A 19,414-nucleotide genomic window follows, 5' to 3' on the forward strand; every position below is an offset into this window, starting at 1 on the left:
TTATCATAAAATAGCAATGAAGGAAGTAATACTATACAGTCCAGGCGCTTACCAAGCCTATGGACATTCTTTTGATTATTCTAAAGGACTGTCCGAAGCTTTTTACAACTTGGGTTACACTGTACATGTTTTTGGTATAGATGGTCCATTGCAGTTTCCAGAATTTGTTAATGAGAAGAGGACCCGTAAAAACACAAATCCCCAGAAAAAAAAGACTCTTTTTGAAAAACTAAGATGGGGTTTTAAAAGGTTGTTTGACTCAAATAGGATTTTAAATGATTTCACCAAATTTTACGGAAATTTTGAAAACAGGCCACTTGTAATTTTTGAAACCTTTGAATATTTCAGTCTTGCAAAGACCGTTGCTCCCTTTTCAAACAATTATTTTTGTGTTTTTCATGATACAAATTTCAATTTTCAGCACACTTCGCTAATCGCAGGTTTATACAAGCAGTTTGCAAAGATTCCGGCAAAAAAGATTGTAAAGAATTCAATACGGTCATTTGTTCATGGTGCAGAAATGAAAAAGAACTTTATCCATCAAATGGGTGCAAAGTATGCCCAAAAAATTGAAGAGATTCCCTATGGAGCTCCCAATCCCTTGCAAATTACATCTTCTGAAAAAGTCCTTTCAAGAGAAAAAATTCAACTTGAAAAGGATAAAAAATACCTTCTTTCTTTCGGCACTTTAAGATCTGACAAGGAATACGAACCAATTCTATCTGCGTTAAAATCAAAAACAGATTGGGTTTGGATCATTGCCGGTCCAGAAGGCGATTATTCATACAACGACATTCTGGAAAAAGGAAAAAAAGAAAAAGTAGAGGAAAGGATTTTGACATTTCCAAAGTTTATTAAAAACGATGAACAACGATTGTTTTTTACCGCAGCAGACGTTGTCATTAACTTGTACAAACCCTTTATAAGACATGAAAGTGGCACAGCCCAATTGGCCCGCACTTACAACGTGCCAGTAATAGTTTCTGGGCCCCCTGACCTTACGGAATATGTTTCTAAAAAAAATATTGGATGGGTGGTAAACGAAAAGTTGAGTGTTGCCAAAGTACTTGGGACTTTTGAATCTTTGGACCAAAAAGAAAAGACAATCATTCTTGACAATATAAGAACACTTGCGCTTAAAAACTCATGGTCAAGCGTAGTGAATCGAATCCTAAGTTTCACATAATTTGCACATATATTAGGATAACCATTTCAATTTTAAACCCAGTTTTCCGAATCTCACTACTATAGATATATGAATCTCAGATTATTGTAGACGTATTCTGCCCCAACCAAAAATAGCTTTGCATTGGCGTTATCAAAATTGCCATTATTTTAAGAGATAAACCGGCTACGCAAAATCTTGAAACATAGAAACATTAAGTCAAAATATTGCCTTTGGGCTTAGTTCCAGCAGAATAAATTATAGATTTCTTAACAGGATATTTCGGTAGTATTCCTACTCAGTTTTTAACTATTGGTGCATTTCATCGAAAAAATCGGTGTTTTTGCCGATATGGTAACATTTTTAAATAATATTGCTTACGGATTTAATTCGTAACCGCTTAAATTACGTTACCTACTTATGAAAACCCCACCCATAAAACGTAAAAATTTGTTATCCGTATTTTCTTTAGTATTGTTGCTGTTTTCCTGCGGCAAAGATGAAGATTTGTTCTATGAAGCTGTTCTGGAGGAACCAGAAATTGTTCTAGAAGAAAACATAGATGATGGATTCGAGACCAAAACGTTCACATTCTCTACAATTAATGATGTGTTCTTACAAAAATCAACGGTGTACAATCAGTCAATTGTGCGACTTGAAGAGGGTAATAGGACAGGATATTTAATGTTCGATTTATCACCAATTGAGAAAGTCAATGGAGAAATCCAAAAGGTGGTTCTACAGTTTACCACTTATGGTGACAAAGGAAATGGAAATATCAGCTTTCTAAAAGGGTTATCTTCGAATTGGCAAGAAAATGTAGATGAACCATCTGCCCTACCGGACATGGGAAATCAATTAAACTCCATTAATGATTCTTACGAAATTGGTGTTACCAAAGAGGTGACCTTAGATGTCAGTACTCTATCCAATGAAAAAATAACCGTTGTGGTGCAGCACAATAGTGGAAATGACCTTGCCATTGCCTCCAAGGAGCATACTTCTAACAAAGGGCCTAAATTAAAGGTTACTTATAGAGCACCTGAGGGTTCGGAGGATATTGTGGTAGAGGATAATGTCAATAATGAAGAAAGTAGTGATAATGATAGTGAAGGCGAGGGTGATGGCGAAAATACCGACCAGACTAATGAAGACACCAATACCGATGAGGAAGTAGACATAAACCACGAAGTTGGTGCAGATGTTCAACATTGGAAAGATTTGTTTGACAAGGCTTGGGCAGAGCAGTACCCAAAGGCAGTTGCCCAATCTGAAAGTGGAAATGCCATGCAGGAATACTATTATATGTCCTACTCCCTTGATGGGCTTATTCAAATATGGCAGGCCACCGGTGACAACAAATATTTGGATGACGCCCTTGACCTTATTGAAAATACAATGGATGATGCCATTCCGGTCAGTGGCGAAAATTCCGGTTATCTTGGATGGCCCTCAAATTTGGAAAGATATGGGGATAAGCGCAACCAGGAAGGAACTAATCTATGGGAGTCCTTTATGTACCGATTCGTGGCAACGCTGCTCCGTATTATGAAACAATCGCCAAACTTAATGTCCCAAGGCTCGTATCAATCAAGGTATAATAACATACTTGCTTTTACAGAAGAGCATATTTGGGAAAAATGGTACAGGTTCAATGATAACCTATCTGGAATTTATAGAAGTAGATCCCACACTGCTAGTCACTGGGCCAGAATTGGTATGGAGCTGTATATCATTACTGGAGAATCAGAATATTTAGAGGTTTTTGAGAATGTATCTTATAAAGGAATGTCTAGGTACTCCGGTTCCAGCCTAAGAGACAGAATTTTTAACATTGGTAGTGCCTATGCTTGGTATGAAACATGGGAATCAGATAATATACAAGATGTAAACCATGGTTCGGATGTTGTAAGCTTTTGGGTTACTGCATATGAAAATGGAATGTACTGGAACGCCGAAGATATGAGGTCTTTGGTGGCAACTACCAATGAATTGGTTTGGGAATCAGATAGTCCAATAAAATTTACTGTAAATGTTGATGGTTCAGGTACCGCCAATAATGGTGACGCTGGTTCTCACGGTATGATTGCTGTTGGAAGGTTTGATGAGTCTCTTCAAGCCAGAATACATAGTCATTATAACACTTCAAAAGTAAATTATCAAGAGTCACAGGCCATGGGTATTGCCGCCATGAACCGAAAACTTTTGAATGACGGTAGAGGGGTTTATCCAGAAAATTAACATTTCCTTGCTTCAAGTTAAGCATTGTGCGAACAATACACCATCCCATTTATCTAATTTGGGATGGTTTTTTATTTCAATGATTTTTAATTTCCAAAAGCGACCATTCCTAATTATACAACAAATAATAACAGCTAAGAACAATTTCCTTTTTTATAGTTCGTTCTTTTTGAAAGAATTTTAATGGTTTGAGCACCAAGTATAAACTGTTTTAAGCCGATAAACGATAAATTTTATTTAATACCTGCTTTTTTGTAAAACTCGCTAAAATTTGGTTTTATTTGCCCCTGTTCTATGAATCGTTCCAAAAAGTTGGGTATCTCTAATTTTCAAAAAAGTGCAGAATTAAAATTATGAAAAAAAACCTATTGCATTATGGATTGCAACGAAGTGGTACTAATTTCATGGAAACCCTGTTGCTGAAGAATTTTAGAATAAATTTTCTCAACAGTAATTTAGATAGGTCACATCCAATTCAGAAGCATTTTAGACTTTATGATGAAAAGCACTTAATGCCAGATCCCCAGTACAATAACAATCTAACATATAAAAATTTCCAGGAATATATAGATTCCTTGGGTTCTGTTCCCCATATAGATGGGGTAATAGTCGTTTCCAAAGATCCGTATAGCTGGTTGACCAGTTATAAAAAATGGGGTGCAAAATGCAATTGGCCCAAAGTTGATCACCACTATGCAGAGGAATACAATCTGTTTTATAAAAAATGGATTGAATTTTCAAAGGAAGATAGCAGAATACTATTTGTAAAGTATCTGGACCTACTCACCGCCCCTGCGGAGCAGTTGGTGAAAATTGAAAATGAATTAGAACTTAAAAAAAATTGGATCTCCAAAATTAAGGGTATACAGAGTTCATTGAAAAAAGTTTCCCATTCATCGGCCTTTACATCCAATCGGTTGGACTATTACTTAAACAAAGAATATCTTGAAGACTATACACAGGGCGAATTGGATGAGATCAATCAGAAAATTGAACCTGAGATTTTTGAAACCCTTGGTTATCAGATATCCACAAAAAAATAATCGCTACAGAAAATAGTCTAACCATCCAAAGGGTCAATCTACAGCTGAACATGAAACTAGATTTTGTAATTATCGGAGGGCAGAAATGTGGGTCCACATACATTCAAAATGTTATAGACAACCACCCAGAAATAAATATGGTTGAGAAAGAAAGTCCACATTTTGAAGACCCCGACTATGCAAATAATGGATTGGCAAGGCTTAAAAAAAAGCTGGATAATCTTGACCAAAGTAAAATTTTGGGAATAAAAAGACCCAACTATCTAGGAAAACCGGAGGTGGCAGATAGAATCCATCAACTAAATCCAAAAATGAAACTTATCGCCATCCTGCGTAATCCACTTGATCGCTTTAAATCTGCCTACTTTCATCAAATGAGTTATGGCGTAGGACCAGTCTTACCTCTTAACACAGGGGCTTTAAGGCTATTGAATGGAGACTTAAAGGAACAGTACCCACGTACATCCGAAGTACTAGATTTTGGATTATATTCAAAACATCTGGAAAAATATACAAGCATGTTCGGTGAAAACTTGTTAACGCTTACCTTTGACGAATTAAAACATGACAATTTAGCTGTGATAAAAAAGTGCTACCACTTTTTAGGCGTTGATGATTCGTATATTCCCCACCAAATTTTGGACAAAAGGCCCATGAAGGTCAACTATTCTCTGCAGAGTGCACGGTTTTTAACGCTAAGGAATAGATTTCGTTTTGATTACAATAAGGATAAAACACGTATTTACCAAAAAAAGAAGACTTTTGGGGATAGGCTATGTATAAAATCAATAGAGTTTTTCAATGACCTCGTATTTATCAAAATATTGAAACAAAAAAAGAAACCAAAATTTACCAATGAAATACGTGAAAGACTGATTCGTTGGTATTTACAGGATATTGAACTTTTAGAGCAAATTATTAATAAGGATCTGTCCGCATGGAAAAGCTAACGGCAACATTCTTAAATCAATTAACATCAACAAACAAATGAAAAAGGCACTAATCACTGGGGTAACCGGACAAGATGGAGCATATTTGAGTGAGTTTTTACTAAAAAAAGGATATGAAGTCCATGGATTGAAGAGAAGGTCCTCCCTTTTCAATACCGATCGGATTGATCACCTATATCAGGACCCACATGTAGAAAACAGAAACTTCATTTTGCATTATGGGGACATGACCGATAGTACCAATCTCATACGTCTTATACAAGAAATACAACCAGATGAGATATACAACTTGGCGGCAATGAGTCATGTTCATGTTTCGTTTGAGATACCCGAGTATACCGGTAACGCCGATGGTTTGGGTACCTTGCGGATTTTAGATGCCGTTCGCTTATTGGGATTGGAAAAGAAAACTAGAATTTATCAAGCATCAACATCCGAACTATACGGCAAAGTGCAGGAAGTTCCCCAGAGCGAAACCACCCCATTTTATCCAAGAAGCCCCTATGCCGTTGCCAAAATGTACGCCTACTGGATAACAGTCAATTATAGGGAGGCCTATAACATGTTCGCATGCAATGGAATCCTTTTCAACCATGAGTCCCCAATTCGTGGGGAAACCTTTGTCACAAGAAAAATTACCAGGGCCACGGCTAGAATAGCATTAGGACTCCAGGATAAATTCTATTTGGGAAATTTGGATGCCAAGAGAGATTGGGGGCATGCAAAGGACTATGTTAGGATGATGTGGATGATCTTACAGGCAGAGGAGGCCGAAGATTGGGTAATAGCAACCGGAAAGACAACGACAGTAAGAGATTTTGTGAAAATGAGCTTTGCACATGCGGGCATTGAACTTGAGTTTAAAGGCGAAGGTGTAAATGAAACGGCCCGTGTGAAAGCATGCAACAATTCGGAGTACCAGATTGAAATTGGGAAAGAGATCCTTGCGGTGGATGCAAAATACTACAGACCCACTGAGGTGGAACTACTGATTGGTGATTCTTCCAAGGCCCATAAAAAATTGGGATGGAAAACAGAGTACGACTTAAATGACCTCGTTGAGGATATGGTTCAAAGTGACCTCAAACTCATGCAAAAAGAGCAGTATTTGAAAAAAGGAGGGTACCGAATATTAAATTACTACGAATAAGTCTATGGAACCTGGTTCTAAAATATATGTTGCCGGACATCGGGGTCTTGTTGGGAGTGCCATCCTCAAGGGGCTCAAGAAAAGGGGCTACAAAAATTTACTGCTAAAAACACGTTCTGAACTGGATTTATCCGATAGTGAAATGGTACGCCAGTTTTTTGAAGAACAAAAACCTGATTACGTGTTTTTGGCGGCCGCCAAGGTTGGAGGCATAGTGGCCAACAATACCTATCGCGCAGATTTTATTCATGAAAATTTAATGATACAGAACAATGTCATTCACTATTCTTACTTAAACAAGGTAAAAAAACTTTTGTTTTTGGGAAGCACGTGTATTTATCCAAAAAATTGTCCCCAACCCATGAAAGAGGAATACCTCCTTACGGATACCCTTGAGTATACGAACGAGCCCTATGCAATTGCCAAAATAGCCGGAATAAAGACTTGTGAAAGTTACAACCTGCAATATGGAACCAACTTCATATCAGTAATGCCCACCAATCTGTATGGCCCAAATGATAATTTTGACCTTGAAAAATCGCATGTACTACCCGCTCTAATCCGAAAGATGCACTTGGGGAAAGCCTTGGAAAATGATAACTGGGAGTTGATAAAAAAAGACATTGGCGCCTTGCCCATAGAGGGAATTGACCAAAATTCGGAGGAAGTGGAGATTCTTGAAAAGCTGTCCAAATTCGGTATATCCAAGAAAGGTGGAAAAGTACAGGTTGAAATTTGGGGAAGTGGTAAACCCATGAGGGAGTTCCTATGGTCCGAAGATATGGCCGATGCCTGTATTTTTATAATGGAACGTTTGAATTTCAAGGATACATACCCAAGTGATACCCCGGAAATAAGAAATACACATATTAACATTGGCACCGGTGAGGATATTTCAATTTTTGACCTGGCAAATCTAATTAAAGATAAAATAGGATTTACTGGAAATTTGTTCTACAATGATCAAAAACCTGACGGGACCTTAAAAAAATTGACAGATGTAAGCAAGCTCAACGCCCTTGGCTGGAAACATACCATGGACCTTCCAAACGGGATAGAACAAATTTATGACTGGTACCAAAAATCCTAAGAATTTGGTATCTACCTAAAGGAAAATAAAAACTATAATATCTTACCTATTGTATGAGTCTAGGGGATAAAATCTTTAGTGGAATGGCATGGAGTGCAATTGAGCGTATCTCCATACAAACCGTTCAGTTTGCAATAGGAATAATCCTTGCTCGTATTCTCACTCCAACGGAATATGGAATCATTGGTATACTTACCGTTTTTATAGTTATATCGGAAGTTTTCATAGAAAGTGGTTTCTCGCAAGCCCTGATACAAAAACAGGATCGTACCCCTGAGGATATTTCCACGGTATTTTTATTCAATATCCTAATCAGTATTTTCTTCTATTGTATTCTCTGGTTTGTTTCCCCGCTGGTAGCCAATTTTTATGAGATTGACCAACTTACACAACTGCTTAGGGTTCTGGCGGTAACATTGTTGTTAAATGCATGTTTTGCGGTACCATCAACACTTTTTACCATAAAGTTGGACTTTAAATCGTTGACAAAGTTTAACCTAACCTCTGTGCTAATCTCTGGTGCAGTTGCCATATACATGGCTTATTCCGGATACGGTGTGTGGGCTTTGGTATGGCAAACAATCATCAGGTCGGGAACCAAATCAATTTTAATTTGGTTTTTCCTTAAATGGAGACCTAGCTTGGTCTTTTCCAAATCATCATTTAAAAAATTGTTCTCATTTGGATCCAACATATTGATATCATCGTTGTTAAATGCTGTAGTGAACAATATTTACTCTCTTTTAATTGGTAAATATACCACCACTCAAGATTTGGGTTATTATACTCGTGGAACCCAGTTTACATCATTCATTCAAAAAATAATCAAATCAATGTTGGGAAGGGTCTTGTTGCCAGGTTTATCCCAAGTACAGGACCAAAGGGAAGTATTGATAGCTTATTATCGGAAAATTATTAGGGCAACATCAGTAATTGTAGTTCCTGTTTTTTTATTGTTGGCCATTGTTGCAGAACCTCTCATTCTTACCCTTTTAACAGAAAAATGGCTCAAGGCTGTCCCAATTATGCAAATTTTTTGTTTTGCCCGTATGATTACCCTCATATCTGGTGTTAATGTAAACCTGCTATTTGTAATTGGTAGAACAGACCTATCGCTAAGACAGTTAATAGTAAAACTGGCAATACGAATCGTGTTCTTTATTTTTGCTTTAAAATATGGTATAATTTACATTGCGCTCGCAGAACTTGTCTCAACTATAATCCACTTTTATGTGAATACGTACTACCCTGGCAAGATCATGTCTTATGGTCCCTTTTCGCAATTTAAGGATATTGCACCTATAGCTTTGTCTGGCCTCATAATGGGCGGGCTCACTTTTTCTATTTTATTCTTCATTGATTCCAACTTAATTAAATTGGTTGTTGCCCCCATCGTGGCACTCCCAATATATGCTATGTTTATTAAGGCATTTAAAATTGAGGAGTCATCTATAATGGTCAAAAAAACAAAAGGATTTTTTAAAAATAAATGAAGTCATTTTTAATAACTATCGAATTAAATATTTTAGCCACAAATTGTATTCAAGTACATTTGGCATCATACTTTTGTCCTACAAAGGATCTACGATAAATGCGAACAAAAAAAAATATAACCTTTTTTGTCAATCCCATGGGCTATGGTACACTTGGGAAATACGACTATAATATTTTATCCAACATAGAAAAGCACAAAACATTGTACCTCTGCAACACGCAGACCCAATTTAGCGATTTTGATGGAGACATAAAAAGGATATATGACTACTCTTCCAAAAGGGGATTAGGTAAAATATGGAGTTATCTTAAAAGTCAGTCTTTGCTTTTAAAAATGGTAGGTAAGTACAAACCCAGGTCAATACACTTTCAATGGCTTAAAATACCATATCTGGATTTTTTTCTCCTGTTGATCCTAAATAGTAAAAAAATAAAAACCATCTTAACGGTGCATAATGTGCTTCCGCATGGTTCTGGCAACAAATACCACTTTATTTACAAAAAGATATACTCTAAAGTAAATACGTTGATTGCACACACGGACAGAACAAAAGAAGAGCTATCGGAAACCTTCAATGTTAAAAAAGATAAGATTGAGGTGATTCCACATGGAACTTTTAAAACGGAAGGTTTAAATAGGTCCGAAATAAATATAATTAAAGAACAGCTCTTAAAGAATGAGGGATTACAAAACAAAACCGTTTTTGGTGCCCTTGGAAGAATTAATCCCTACAAGGGTATAGAACTGATCGTAGATGCCTGGATGTCAATTTCAACAGAAGAAAGAAACAAAATGCATCTTATCATAGCCGGTGAAGGAGAGTCGCCTGTGCTTAATACACTGCAAGGCGCTGACAATACCACAATTATCAACAAAGCTGTTTCAAATGAAGAGTTTTATGCATTTTTGGAAATCTCCGACTACGTACTCCTGCCCTATCTTAAGATTTCGCAAAGTGGGTTTCTATTGACCGCGCTCAATGAGAAAAAAAGGGTCATAGTCTCCGACAAAGGTGGTTTAACAGAGCCCTTTCGTTTTGGAAGTATCGGGTACGTTTTGGATGACTTAAAAGTGGAAACCTTAAAAAATACTATTCTCAAGGCAACAAAAAACAAAGAGAAACATCCTGATGAAAAGGTATGGTCAAGGATTTTTGATTATTATGATTGGAAGAGCATCGCGAAAATGACTGAGAAACTTTATTGATTTTAATGGAAGGGTTGACTACTTTTAACGCATATATTGGTACTTTATGCCCGTTTTATTTTTTTTGAACTCTAATTAAACATCTTTGCAGGAAAGTTTACGTTAAAACCGAAGATTGTGCTGTTTGTTCCACATAATTCAATGTTATAAAATTTGTTGCTTCCTTGAAACCCAAAATTTGTTGCATTTTTAATTTTGCTCCGCATTACAGAGCTCCAATCTATAAATTGATGGACTCTGAACTTGCCTGCGATTTCTATTTTGGAGATTCTGCAAACACACCCATTAAGCAAATGGATTTGGACAGTTTAAAGGGCTTTAAAAAAATATTGATAAATAAAACGGTATCAAGATGGAAGTATTACTGGCTCAAAGGTTCTGCAAAATTAATTTTTAAACCCTATAGATATTATATCCTATCGGGTGGGTCAAAATACCTTTCCCATTGGTTTATATTGATTTTCGCCAAAATTCTCAACAAAAAAGTAATCGTTTGGACCCATGGCATGAAGGGAAATAAAGTTGGAGTCGCTAAATTTCTGGATATATTGTTCTACAAGTTAAGTCACAAGGTGTTGTTATATGGCAATCTATCCAAAAACGTAATGCTTCGCGAAGGGTTTAAAGAAAATAAGTTAATTCCCATTTATAATTCCTTGGATTACTTGGTACAAAAGAAAATTCGAGATCGAATAGGTCCCTCTTCCATTTATTCGGACCATTTTAGAAATAACTTCCCTACACTTTTTTATATAGGAAGAATACAATGGTCCAAACGACTTGACATGCTAATTGAGGCATTGAGTATTCTAAACGCAAAAGGAAACCATTGCAATCTTATTATTATTGGTAAGGATGTGGAAGATGTAAACCTACCAAAATTGGTTGCTCAGCACGGTTTGGAGGATAAAGTATGGTTCTACGGACCATGTTATGATGAACATAAAATTGGAACAATGATGTTCAATGCGGATTTGTGTGTGTCGCCAGGACCAATAGGCCTTACTGCTGTGCATGCAATGACTTTCGGATTACCTATTGTAACAAATGACAATTTTGAACTCCAAATGCCAGAGCATGAAGTCATAACAAAAGGGATGACCGGAGGTTTTTTTAAAGAAAATAACTTGGAAAGTTTGGTTGGAAAAATCCTGGAATGGACGAACTTGTCAAAAGAGAAAAGAAATCAAGTACGAAATGACGCCTATGAAGTCGTTGATACTAAGTATAATCCAATATTTCAATTAGAAGTATTGAAAAAAATAGTAAGCTGATATGAATGTGCTTTGGGTGGTCAACACCATATTTCCGGATTTAGCGACCGCACTAAATCAAAAAACACCTACCGCTGGTGGTTGGATGTATGGTTTGGCAAAGGATTTATGTGGAATGGGTATAAAACTCACCGTGGTAACGGCAAGGCCCAGCGTGCCCAAATTTCAAAAAGAAATAGGGGGAATTACGTATTATCTACTAAGTGGATCGGTCTCCCGGGAAAAATACGATCGTTCATTGGAGACCGAATGGCAAAATATTACTGCCCAGATAAAGCCACATCTCGTGCATATTCATGGAACAGAGTACGCCCATGGCCTGGCCCTAATAAACGCTTGTCCAGAATTGGTTTATGTTACCTCCATCCAAGGTCTTATTTACTCTTACACAAAATATTATTTTGGGGGAATACCATCAAAAGACTTCTATCGCCATATCACCTTTAGGGATATATTTAAACAAGATTCTGTTTTTCAAGCATATAAAAAATTCAAAAAGAAAGGGATAGATATTGAACTGACCTATCTTAGAAGAATACAAGATTTTATAGGAAGGACACAATGGGATTTTGATCAGGTAAAAACGGTCAATCCCGGTTCAAACTATCACTTTTGCAATGAATCCCTTCGAGACCCATTCTACACTTCCAAAAAATGGGATATCTTGTCAAAAACAGAGCATACTATATTTCTAAGTCAAGCAGGTTATCCTTTAAAGGGACTCCATAAAGTGATTGAAGCTTCCGTAATTGTCAAAAAGTTTTTTCCAAAGCTTGCAATTAGGATTGCGGGAAGTAATATTACAAAAAAGAATACCCTAAAAGATAAAATGAGTATCAAAGGATATGGAAGCTATATTAATTCTTTGATCAAAAAAAATGGTTTGCAAGATCAGGTTACCTTTACCGGACCATTGAATGCAGACCAAATGGTCGAAGAATATTTAAATGCCCATATTTTTATCTGTCCATCAAGTATTGAGAACAGCCCAAATTCCCTTGGAGAAGCCCAGTTATTGGGAGTACCCTGTATTTCATCATACGTTGGAGGGGTTGCAGATATGGTAACCGATAAAGAAACCGGATTACTTTATAGGTTTGAAGAGGTTGTGATGTTGGCACAGCGCATTATGGATATATTTAAAGACAATCAACTGGCAAAAACGTTATCAAAAAATGGTATGGAGGCTGCCTCAGATAGACATGATCGAGACAAAAACGCGTCGAGGCTTGTTGAAATCTATAATACATTGGGTAAAAAAAATGATGTTGAGTAACTGCACTTTAACAGCAAAAAAAACGTTACTTGGATAGTGTAGCTATTTGCAAACAAGCAATATAACCTTTACTACAGGGATGCATAAACTTATAGCGGAAATTTTATTTTATTTTAGGCGGTTGGGTATCCATATCGTAGGTCTCTTTTGTTTTTTTCTCATAGATCCTTTTCAGAAGAATTTTTTGGCAGGATATGCCCTGACCGGATTTGTTTATCTAAAAAAGGATTTTTTGTTAAAGCGTCTTGATTTTGATTTTCTTCTTATCCAAGCTTTTGCTATCGTATATGGGCTTTTTTCAATTATTGATCCAGATATATTTACACAAACGGTAATTTTCTATGGTGTATTTCCTCCCGTGTTTTTTATGCTGGGCAGGTATTTTATGAGTAAGACACCTAATCTTGAAAGTATTTTCTACATTTTTTTTACAGTTGGTTTACTTTATTCATTGTCAGCTTTAATATCTGTAACGGTAAATTTAAAGGGTGGTGGATTTGCAAATTTTGATCGCTCTATTCCCATGATCTGGAATGGTAGCAAACCCATTAAAGCAACATTAATGGCTGCGTTTTTGACCTTCAACATGTGCATTCCCGCCTTATTGCTGGTAAAACTCAAAAAGTTTAATATTCAGTTTAAGGCCATAGCGGCCATCATTTTTGTGCAATCGCTGTTATGCGTATTTCGTCTGGGCAGTAGAACGCAATTGGCCATTTTTCTAATATCAACTGTATTGACTTTGATTTTCATTATCCCAAAACAATCGTTGAACCAAAATTTTAAACTCTTTTTTTCATTGGTCTTTGTTGCAGTTCTAGTATTTCTGTATGTTCCTTTCGATCTGGATTCCGAATACATGTCTACTTTGGGAAGACGTTTACAGAATAGCGATAATACCGGTAGTGCCGGTGGTAGGACCAAATTATGGAGCATGTCCATAGAAAATATTTTTAAAAGCCCTTTGGGTTGGGATAAGGAAGAATTCGGATATAGCCATAATTTATGGCTGGATGTGGCCAGGATCCATGGGGTTATTCCCTTTATTTTATTGGTAGTATACTCTATAAGGTCTATTCTGAACACAAAAAAAGCCATTCTTTTAAGTAATGGGCATCTGAGTGTAACCACCATTTTCTTTTCTTTAATCCTGGCATCCAATCTAATGTTCTTTGTGGAACCAGTAACAGAGGGAATTTTCTCTTTTTTCCTTGTCTATTGCTTTTTTCAGGGTTTCATTAAAGAATATATTATGATAGTTCAAAGAAAAAAACAGCATTTGGGTAAAAAAGAAGCCCTGCCTGACCATAGGCGGGCAGAAACCCAATCAATATAAGTCAATTATGAGAATAGCCGGTATTTATACTTGTTTCAACAGAAAACAAAAAACACTTAATTCCCTAAGTACGCTATACCAGTCCCATGCCAAATATGAGGGCGAAACAGCTATTGAGCTCGACGTCTTTCTAACAGACGATGGATCGACCGATGGTACCTCAGAGGCGGTACGAGAACAATTTCCCGATGTGATCTTACTATCAGGGAGTGGAAATCTCTTTTGGGCGGAAGGAATGAGAAACTCGTGGAATGAGGCCTTAAAGGGGAACTATGATGTATACCTATTGCTCAATGATGATGTGGAACTCTATGAAAACGTATTTTCACAGCTTCTAAAATGTCATGGCCATTGCATAGAAAATTTAGGTAGACCTGGAATTTGCATTGGAGCCACAGAGGACAGAAAAACCCAACTTGTAACCTACAGTGGGTCTATTATTCTGAACAAATTCCTGTATACCCAAAAAAGACTAGCACCAAATGGAGGGTACCAGAAATGTGACCTGGCTAACGCCAATATCATGTATGTACCAAAAGAAGTTGTTGAGAAAATTGGAATACTTTCCTCGGGTTATTCCCATGGAATTGCAGACTACGACTATTCACTTATGGCAAACAAAAATAAAATCCCCGTGGTGATAGCGCCAGAATACTGCGGCCATTGTGAAAATGACCACGCAGATATCTATGAGGATTTTAGCACCTTAACGTTAAAAGAAAGAAGGGAGAAATTGTACAAGCCAACTGGACTAGCTTATGAATCTTATCTAAAGTACATGAAGAAATTTTTTCCAATGCGATATCCGTTTTTGGTGATTGTCGGTTGGATAAAATTGTATTTTCCTAAATTCTACGTCAATTTTCTTTCTAGAAAAAACAGATATCGAAAATAGAGCTCATGTAGAGGGCAAAAGGCATCCAAAATATTGTTGTTGTAAAAACGTTCTCTATGCTGTAAATGATTATTTTCACATTAAAATTAGTTAGTAATAAACAACCATCCACAATGATTCTTTCCCACAGCAAAAAATTCATATTTGTCCATAACTATAAAGTTGCAGGAACAAGCGTCCGAAATGCCCTTAGACCATATAATAATAAGTCTTTTTGGGCCTCAAACTTTGGAGACAAAATCAAATTTCTCAACGGTGACTATCCCAAGGTGTATTCAAAGGCTTTTGCCCACCACATTAATGCTCCTGAACTCAAAAAGAATATTTCACCAGAGATTTTCGATTCCTATTTTAAGTTTGGTTTTGTACGCAACCCGTGGGACTGGCAGGTGTCTCTATACAAGTTTATGTTGAAAAGAGAGGGACATAGGCAACATGAACTTATTAAAGGCATGAAATCGTTCGATGAATATATCAATTGGAGGGTAAACGAGGACCTGCAGCTTCAGAAAAAGTTTTTCTATGTAGGTGATGAATGTTTGATCGACTTTATCGGAAAAATGGAGAATCTTGATAATGACTTTGCTGAAATTTGCAAAAAGATTGGTGTCGAGTCCGCTTTGCCAAGGCTTAATGCCAGCAGAGCAAAAACCGATAGCTTTTTAAATTATTATACCCAAGAGACAATTGATTTGGTAAACGAGGCTTTCCAAGAAGACATAAAGCTATTTGGTTACTCCAAACCAATCTTAAAGCACACATAACCATGTGCTTTAAGCCTTAAGTTGCAGTTATACCATCAAAACTATAACCAAAACCCTCAAGGTCTTTTTTGAAGTAATCTGATACCATTTTTTTAGTACTTGTATCATAATAGTCCCTATAATCCTTGGACTTTCTTTTTCTTGAAGGATTTTTATGAGTGAGTCCTCTATTATCCGCTAAGTCCAGTTTCGACATAATATGCTCTAAATCCGAATTTAACGTTTCAAACTTTCCCACATAATCCACCATAAGATTGCCGGTGGTAGGGTCAGCTACAAAATCCCATTGTGTTTTGGGATTTGTTGAGATATGCCATGTTGCAAACTCTGTAAAGGTCATTTTGGAAACACGTTCATGGTCAACGTGCAACTTGGCTTGGGAAATATAAAAATAGAGGCTGACCATTAGGTCATAAGGATTTCTTACAAAGACAAATGAGAAATAGTCATCATAACTGGGTCCCATATAATTTTTTATAGCAATGGCAGGAGCATGTTTATGGACACCTGTAAACTGCCGTTGCCCGTCATCATTCCATTTCATCAACTTAATTATCTGGGAAATTATTTTTTTTGAAAACCAAAAATCAAAAACTAACCTATCGATAAACCTACCATAGGGTAGAAAAACATTCATGACAGAGGTACCAGCGGTCTTATAAATATGGACAAAAACAAATTTCTTTTTATGTGATATCAGCATAACGAATAGTACAAATTATAGAATATAACTATAGACCTGAAAAAATGTTGTGCCAATTTTTAAATTTGGGCACTCCAGACAGCATAGTTAGGTAATTTATGTTAGGGCACAATATTTATTTATAAGTTTGTCAGGATGAAATCAAAATACCAAAATATCCACTTTATCCCAGTTCTTTTGAATTTCAATTCATTTTTAAAATCCCGCTGATAAGTTTAAAACAAATTCCATGAAAATATTATACATCCATCAATACTTTAATACGCCCAACGACACCGGGGGTACCAGGTCTTATTGGATTTCCCAAAAATTGATTGAAGCCGGTCATGAAATAACCATGCTTACCTCCAGCAGGGATGGAAAAAAATCAACAAAAAGGACAATTGATGGGATCGAGGTTGTTTATTTGAAAGTGCCCTACAGCAACAATATGGGTGTTGTTAAAAGAGCAACGGCTTTCATTAAGTTTATGTTGGTGTCTTCTTGGAAAGTATTGTTCGGTCAAAAATGGGATATGATTATTGCCACTTCCACTCCCTTGACTGTGGGATTACCTGCATTGCTAGCAAAAAAACTAAGAAACACGCCCTATCTTTTTGAGGTAAGGGACTTATGGCCAGATGTACCAGTTCAAATGGGTGGTTTGAAAAATAAATTCCTTACAAAACTGGCATATTGGTTCGAAAAAAAGATTTATCATAACGCATCGGAAATTGTTGCACTCTCACCAGGAATGGCCGCTGGAGTAATTAACGCGGGCATATCCGAAAAAAGGGTAACCACAATACCCAATATGTCCAAAATAGATAGGTTTTGGCCAAGAGAAAAAGACCCTGGTTTAATTAAGGAACTCGGTCTTAGAGAAGATTCTTTTAAGGTTGTCTATTTTGGGGCAATGGGAGTTGCCAATGGAATGGATTATATTTTGGACGCAGCCAAATTTTTAAAAAAAGAGGACAATGTGGAGTTTGTCTTTCTTGGTGGCGGGTCCACAGAGGAATCCCTGAAAGAAAGGTGTGAAAATGAAGCTATTGGGAATATGCATTTTTATGGAAGAGTGCCCATGGATAGACTCTCTGCCATTGTAAATATTTGCGATGTTTCATTGGTCACGTTTAAAAACCTACCCATCCTATATACCAACTCTCCAAATAAACTTTTTGATTCTCTTTCTGCAGGTAAGCCAATAATAGTCAACTCCCCCGGATGGACCAAAGATTTGGTAGAAAGTTCCAAATGCGGGCTTTATGCAGATATCAATGAACCAGCACAAATGACCAAACAAATACTAAAGCTGAAAGAAAGTCCCGAATGGTGCCAAGAACTTGGCAAAAACAGTAGAATTTTAGCCCAATCCAAATATGACAAATCACTACTATGCTCCCAATTTCTTAGTGTAGTTGAAAACATTAGTGATGCCCAATAAAGGGGAATCTGATTTACTCTTTTTTGATTGGTAGTATCTTTTCAAATTTCCCGTAATATTTAATCAAAAAAAACGTTCGCATAGCATAACATCATAAAAACATGTATAATCCATTCTTAAAAAGGACACTAGACTTTTTAGCCTCTTTCATAGGCCTTGTCATACTAAGTCCTGTTATACTATTTTTTACATTTTGTTTTTGGATTGCCAATAAAGGAAGTGCTTTTTTCATTCAGCCAAGACCTGGTAAGGATGAAAAAATATTCAACATCATCAAGTTTAAAACGATGAACGATGCAAAGGATGCGGATGGCAATCTGCTACCTGCCAATGATAGGATTACCTTTTTTGGTGGTTTTGCAAGAAAGTTTTCCATTGATGAAATACCCCAACTCATAAACGTCCTTATAGGAGATATGAGCCTTATTGGCCCTAGGCCATTAAGGGTTGAGTATTTGGATTTATATTCTCCAGCGCAAAAACGCAGACATCATGTTAGACCTGGTATTTCTGGGTGGGCACAAGTCAATGGCAGAAATGCAATAAGTTGGACCAAAAAATTTGAATATGATATTGAATATGTGGATAGATTGAGTTTTGGTTTCGATGTGAAGATTTTTTTCTTGACCATTAAAAAGATCCTTGTCAAGGATGGTATAAACAGCGATGAGGGAAAAACAATGCCTTTTTTCACCGGTAGCAATTAATCCAACTATTTTATGATTTTAAAAAAAGCAGTTATTCTTGGTTCTGGTTACTATGGAGAGGTATTTCTAACATATCTTTCGGAACAAGGGTATGAAACCATAGGTTTCTACGATGATGACACTTCAAAAATTGGAAAAACAATTCATGGAGTGCAAATTCTTGGAACTTTTGAAGATTTAATGAAAGTGGTACAAACAGACCCCTCCTTACATATCTTTTGTTCCATTGGCCACAATGAAACAAGGGTCAAATATCTTGAAAAGCTCCACAATGCGGGAGCCAAAATTCCAAACTTAATTCATGAATCGGTAATTCTCAATGATTCGGTGAAAATAGGTAGGGGAATATCCCTTATGCCTGGTGTCATAGTAATGCCACATTCTATCATAGAGGACTATGTAATAATTAGTATTGGGAGCAAGGTTGCCCATCATACCAAGCTAAAAAAAGGATGTTTTCTTTCAATGGGTGTTGCCATAGGAGCCAATATTACTATGGAAGATAGGTCGTTTGTTGGAGTTGGCGCCTCTGTAATGACCGGGGTAAAAAGTATTGGAGAGGATGCTTTGGTTGGAGCTGGTGCAGTTGTCATACGGGATGTAGAAAAAAATCATATTGTTGCCGGGGTTCCGGCAAAAACCATTAGAGTAAAATCTGATGATGTTTAAACAAAAAGGGGCTTTTTTTTTCAA

17 protein-coding genes are annotated in these 19,414 nt (G+C 36.7%); 16 read left to right on the plus strand and 1 reads right to left on the minus strand.

Annotation, left to right across the window (positions count from 1 at the left end):
• Window positions 1-16 precede the first annotated feature (16 nt).
• The 13 genes from AAY42_RS05020 to AAY42_RS05080 all read left to right on the plus strand — a co-directional run bounded on the left by AAY42_RS05020 (window position 17) and on the right by AAY42_RS05080 (window position 15,885).
• Window positions 17-1,186 carry a glycosyltransferase gene (locus AAY42_RS05020; RefSeq protein WP_055392984.1) on the plus strand — a complete coding sequence of 390 codons (1,170 nt, stop codon included), beginning with the start codon at window positions 17-19 and terminating at the stop codon, window positions 1,184-1,186.
• A gap of 399 nt (window positions 1,187-1,585) precedes the next feature.
• On the plus strand, window positions 1,586-3,406 hold the full coding sequence (locus AAY42_RS05025) for a hypothetical protein (protein WP_055392985.1): 1,821 nt from the start codon (window positions 1,586-1,588) through the stop codon (window positions 3,404-3,406).
• Window positions 3,407-3,759: 353 nt separating this feature from the next.
• A complete protein-coding gene (locus AAY42_RS05030; protein WP_055392987.1) occupies window positions 3,760-4,449 on the plus strand; it encodes a sulfotransferase family protein in 690 nt (229 codons plus the stop codon).
• Between the two features lie 50 nt (window positions 4,450-4,499).
• On the plus strand, window positions 4,500-5,399 hold the full coding sequence (locus AAY42_RS05035; RefSeq protein ID WP_055392989.1) for a sulfotransferase domain-containing protein: 900 nt from the start codon (window positions 4,500-4,502) through the stop codon (window positions 5,397-5,399).
• Window positions 5,400-5,436: 37 nt separating this feature from the next.
• Entirely contained in the window at window positions 5,437-6,549 is a 1,113-nt protein-coding gene (gene gmd, locus AAY42_RS05040; RefSeq protein WP_055392991.1) for a GDP-mannose 4,6-dehydratase, read from the plus strand.
• Between the two features lie 4 nt (window positions 6,550-6,553).
• The gene (locus AAY42_RS05045) at window positions 6,554-7,639 is read left to right on the plus strand and encodes a GDP-L-fucose synthase family protein (RefSeq protein ID WP_055392993.1); all 1,086 of its coding nucleotides are present in this window, start codon (window positions 6,554-6,556) and stop codon (window positions 7,637-7,639) included.
• 53 nt (window positions 7,640-7,692) lie between these two features.
• Complete coding sequence (locus AAY42_RS05050; protein ID WP_055392995.1) at window positions 7,693-9,132, plus strand: lipopolysaccharide biosynthesis protein; 1,440 nt, start codon at window positions 7,693-7,695, stop codon at window positions 9,130-9,132.
• A gap of 98 nt (window positions 9,133-9,230) precedes the next feature.
• The gene (locus AAY42_RS05055) at window positions 9,231-10,340 is read left to right on the plus strand and encodes a glycosyltransferase (protein WP_055392997.1); all 1,110 of its coding nucleotides are present in this window, start codon (window positions 9,231-9,233) and stop codon (window positions 10,338-10,340) included.
• A 230-nt stretch (window positions 10,341-10,570) separates the two neighbouring features.
• Window positions 10,571-11,614 (plus strand): glycosyltransferase, encoded by a 1,044-nt coding sequence (locus AAY42_RS05060; protein ID WP_082433327.1) that lies wholly within the window; start codon window positions 10,571-10,573, stop codon window positions 11,612-11,614.
• Between the two features lies 1 nt (window position 11,615).
• Window positions 11,616-12,890, plus strand: coding sequence for a glycosyltransferase family 4 protein (locus AAY42_RS05065; protein ID WP_055393001.1), 1,275 nt, complete (start codon window positions 11,616-11,618; stop codon window positions 12,888-12,890).
• A gap of 79 nt (window positions 12,891-12,969) precedes the next feature.
• Window positions 12,970-14,226, plus strand: coding sequence for an O-antigen ligase family protein (locus tag AAY42_RS05070; RefSeq protein WP_055393002.1), 1,257 nt, complete (start codon window positions 12,970-12,972; stop codon window positions 14,224-14,226).
• 7 nt (window positions 14,227-14,233) lie between these two features.
• On the plus strand, window positions 14,234-15,121 hold the full coding sequence (locus tag AAY42_RS05075) for a glycosyltransferase family 2 protein (protein WP_055393004.1): 888 nt from the start codon (window positions 14,234-14,236) through the stop codon (window positions 15,119-15,121).
• Window positions 15,122-15,234: 113 nt separating this feature from the next.
• Window positions 15,235-15,885, plus strand: a complete 651-nt coding sequence (locus tag AAY42_RS05080; protein ID WP_175288729.1) for a sulfotransferase family 2 domain-containing protein — start codon at window positions 15,235-15,237, stop codon at window positions 15,883-15,885.
• A gap of 16 nt (window positions 15,886-15,901) precedes the next feature.
• On the opposite strand, the gene AAY42_RS05085 is transcribed toward AAY42_RS05080, so the two are convergent.
• Window positions 15,902-16,588, minus strand: coding sequence for a sulfotransferase family 2 domain-containing protein (locus AAY42_RS05085; protein ID WP_055393007.1), 687 nt, complete (start codon window positions 16,586-16,588; stop codon window positions 15,902-15,904).
• Window positions 16,589-16,817: 229 nt separating this feature from the next.
• Here AAY42_RS05085 and AAY42_RS05090 point away from each other — a divergent pair, with 229 nt between their 5' ends.
• The 3 genes from AAY42_RS05090 (at window position 16,818) to AAY42_RS05100 (ending at window position 19,390) form a co-directional block, all read left to right on the plus strand.
• Complete coding sequence (locus AAY42_RS05090; RefSeq protein WP_055393009.1) at window positions 16,818-18,014, plus strand: glycosyltransferase family 4 protein; 1,197 nt, start codon at window positions 16,818-16,820, stop codon at window positions 18,012-18,014.
• A gap of 101 nt (window positions 18,015-18,115) precedes the next feature.
• On the plus strand, window positions 18,116-18,721 hold the full coding sequence (locus AAY42_RS05095; protein WP_055393011.1) for a sugar transferase: 606 nt from the start codon (window positions 18,116-18,118) through the stop codon (window positions 18,719-18,721).
• Between the two features lie 12 nt (window positions 18,722-18,733).
• Complete coding sequence (locus AAY42_RS05100) at window positions 18,734-19,390, plus strand: NeuD/PglB/VioB family sugar acetyltransferase (protein WP_055393013.1); 657 nt, start codon at window positions 18,734-18,736, stop codon at window positions 19,388-19,390.
• Window positions 19,391-19,414 lie beyond the last annotated feature (24 nt).

Source organism: Flagellimonas eckloniae (assembly GCF_001413955.1).
GTDB lineage: Bacteria > Bacteroidota > Bacteroidia > Flavobacteriales > Flavobacteriaceae > Flagellimonas > Flagellimonas eckloniae.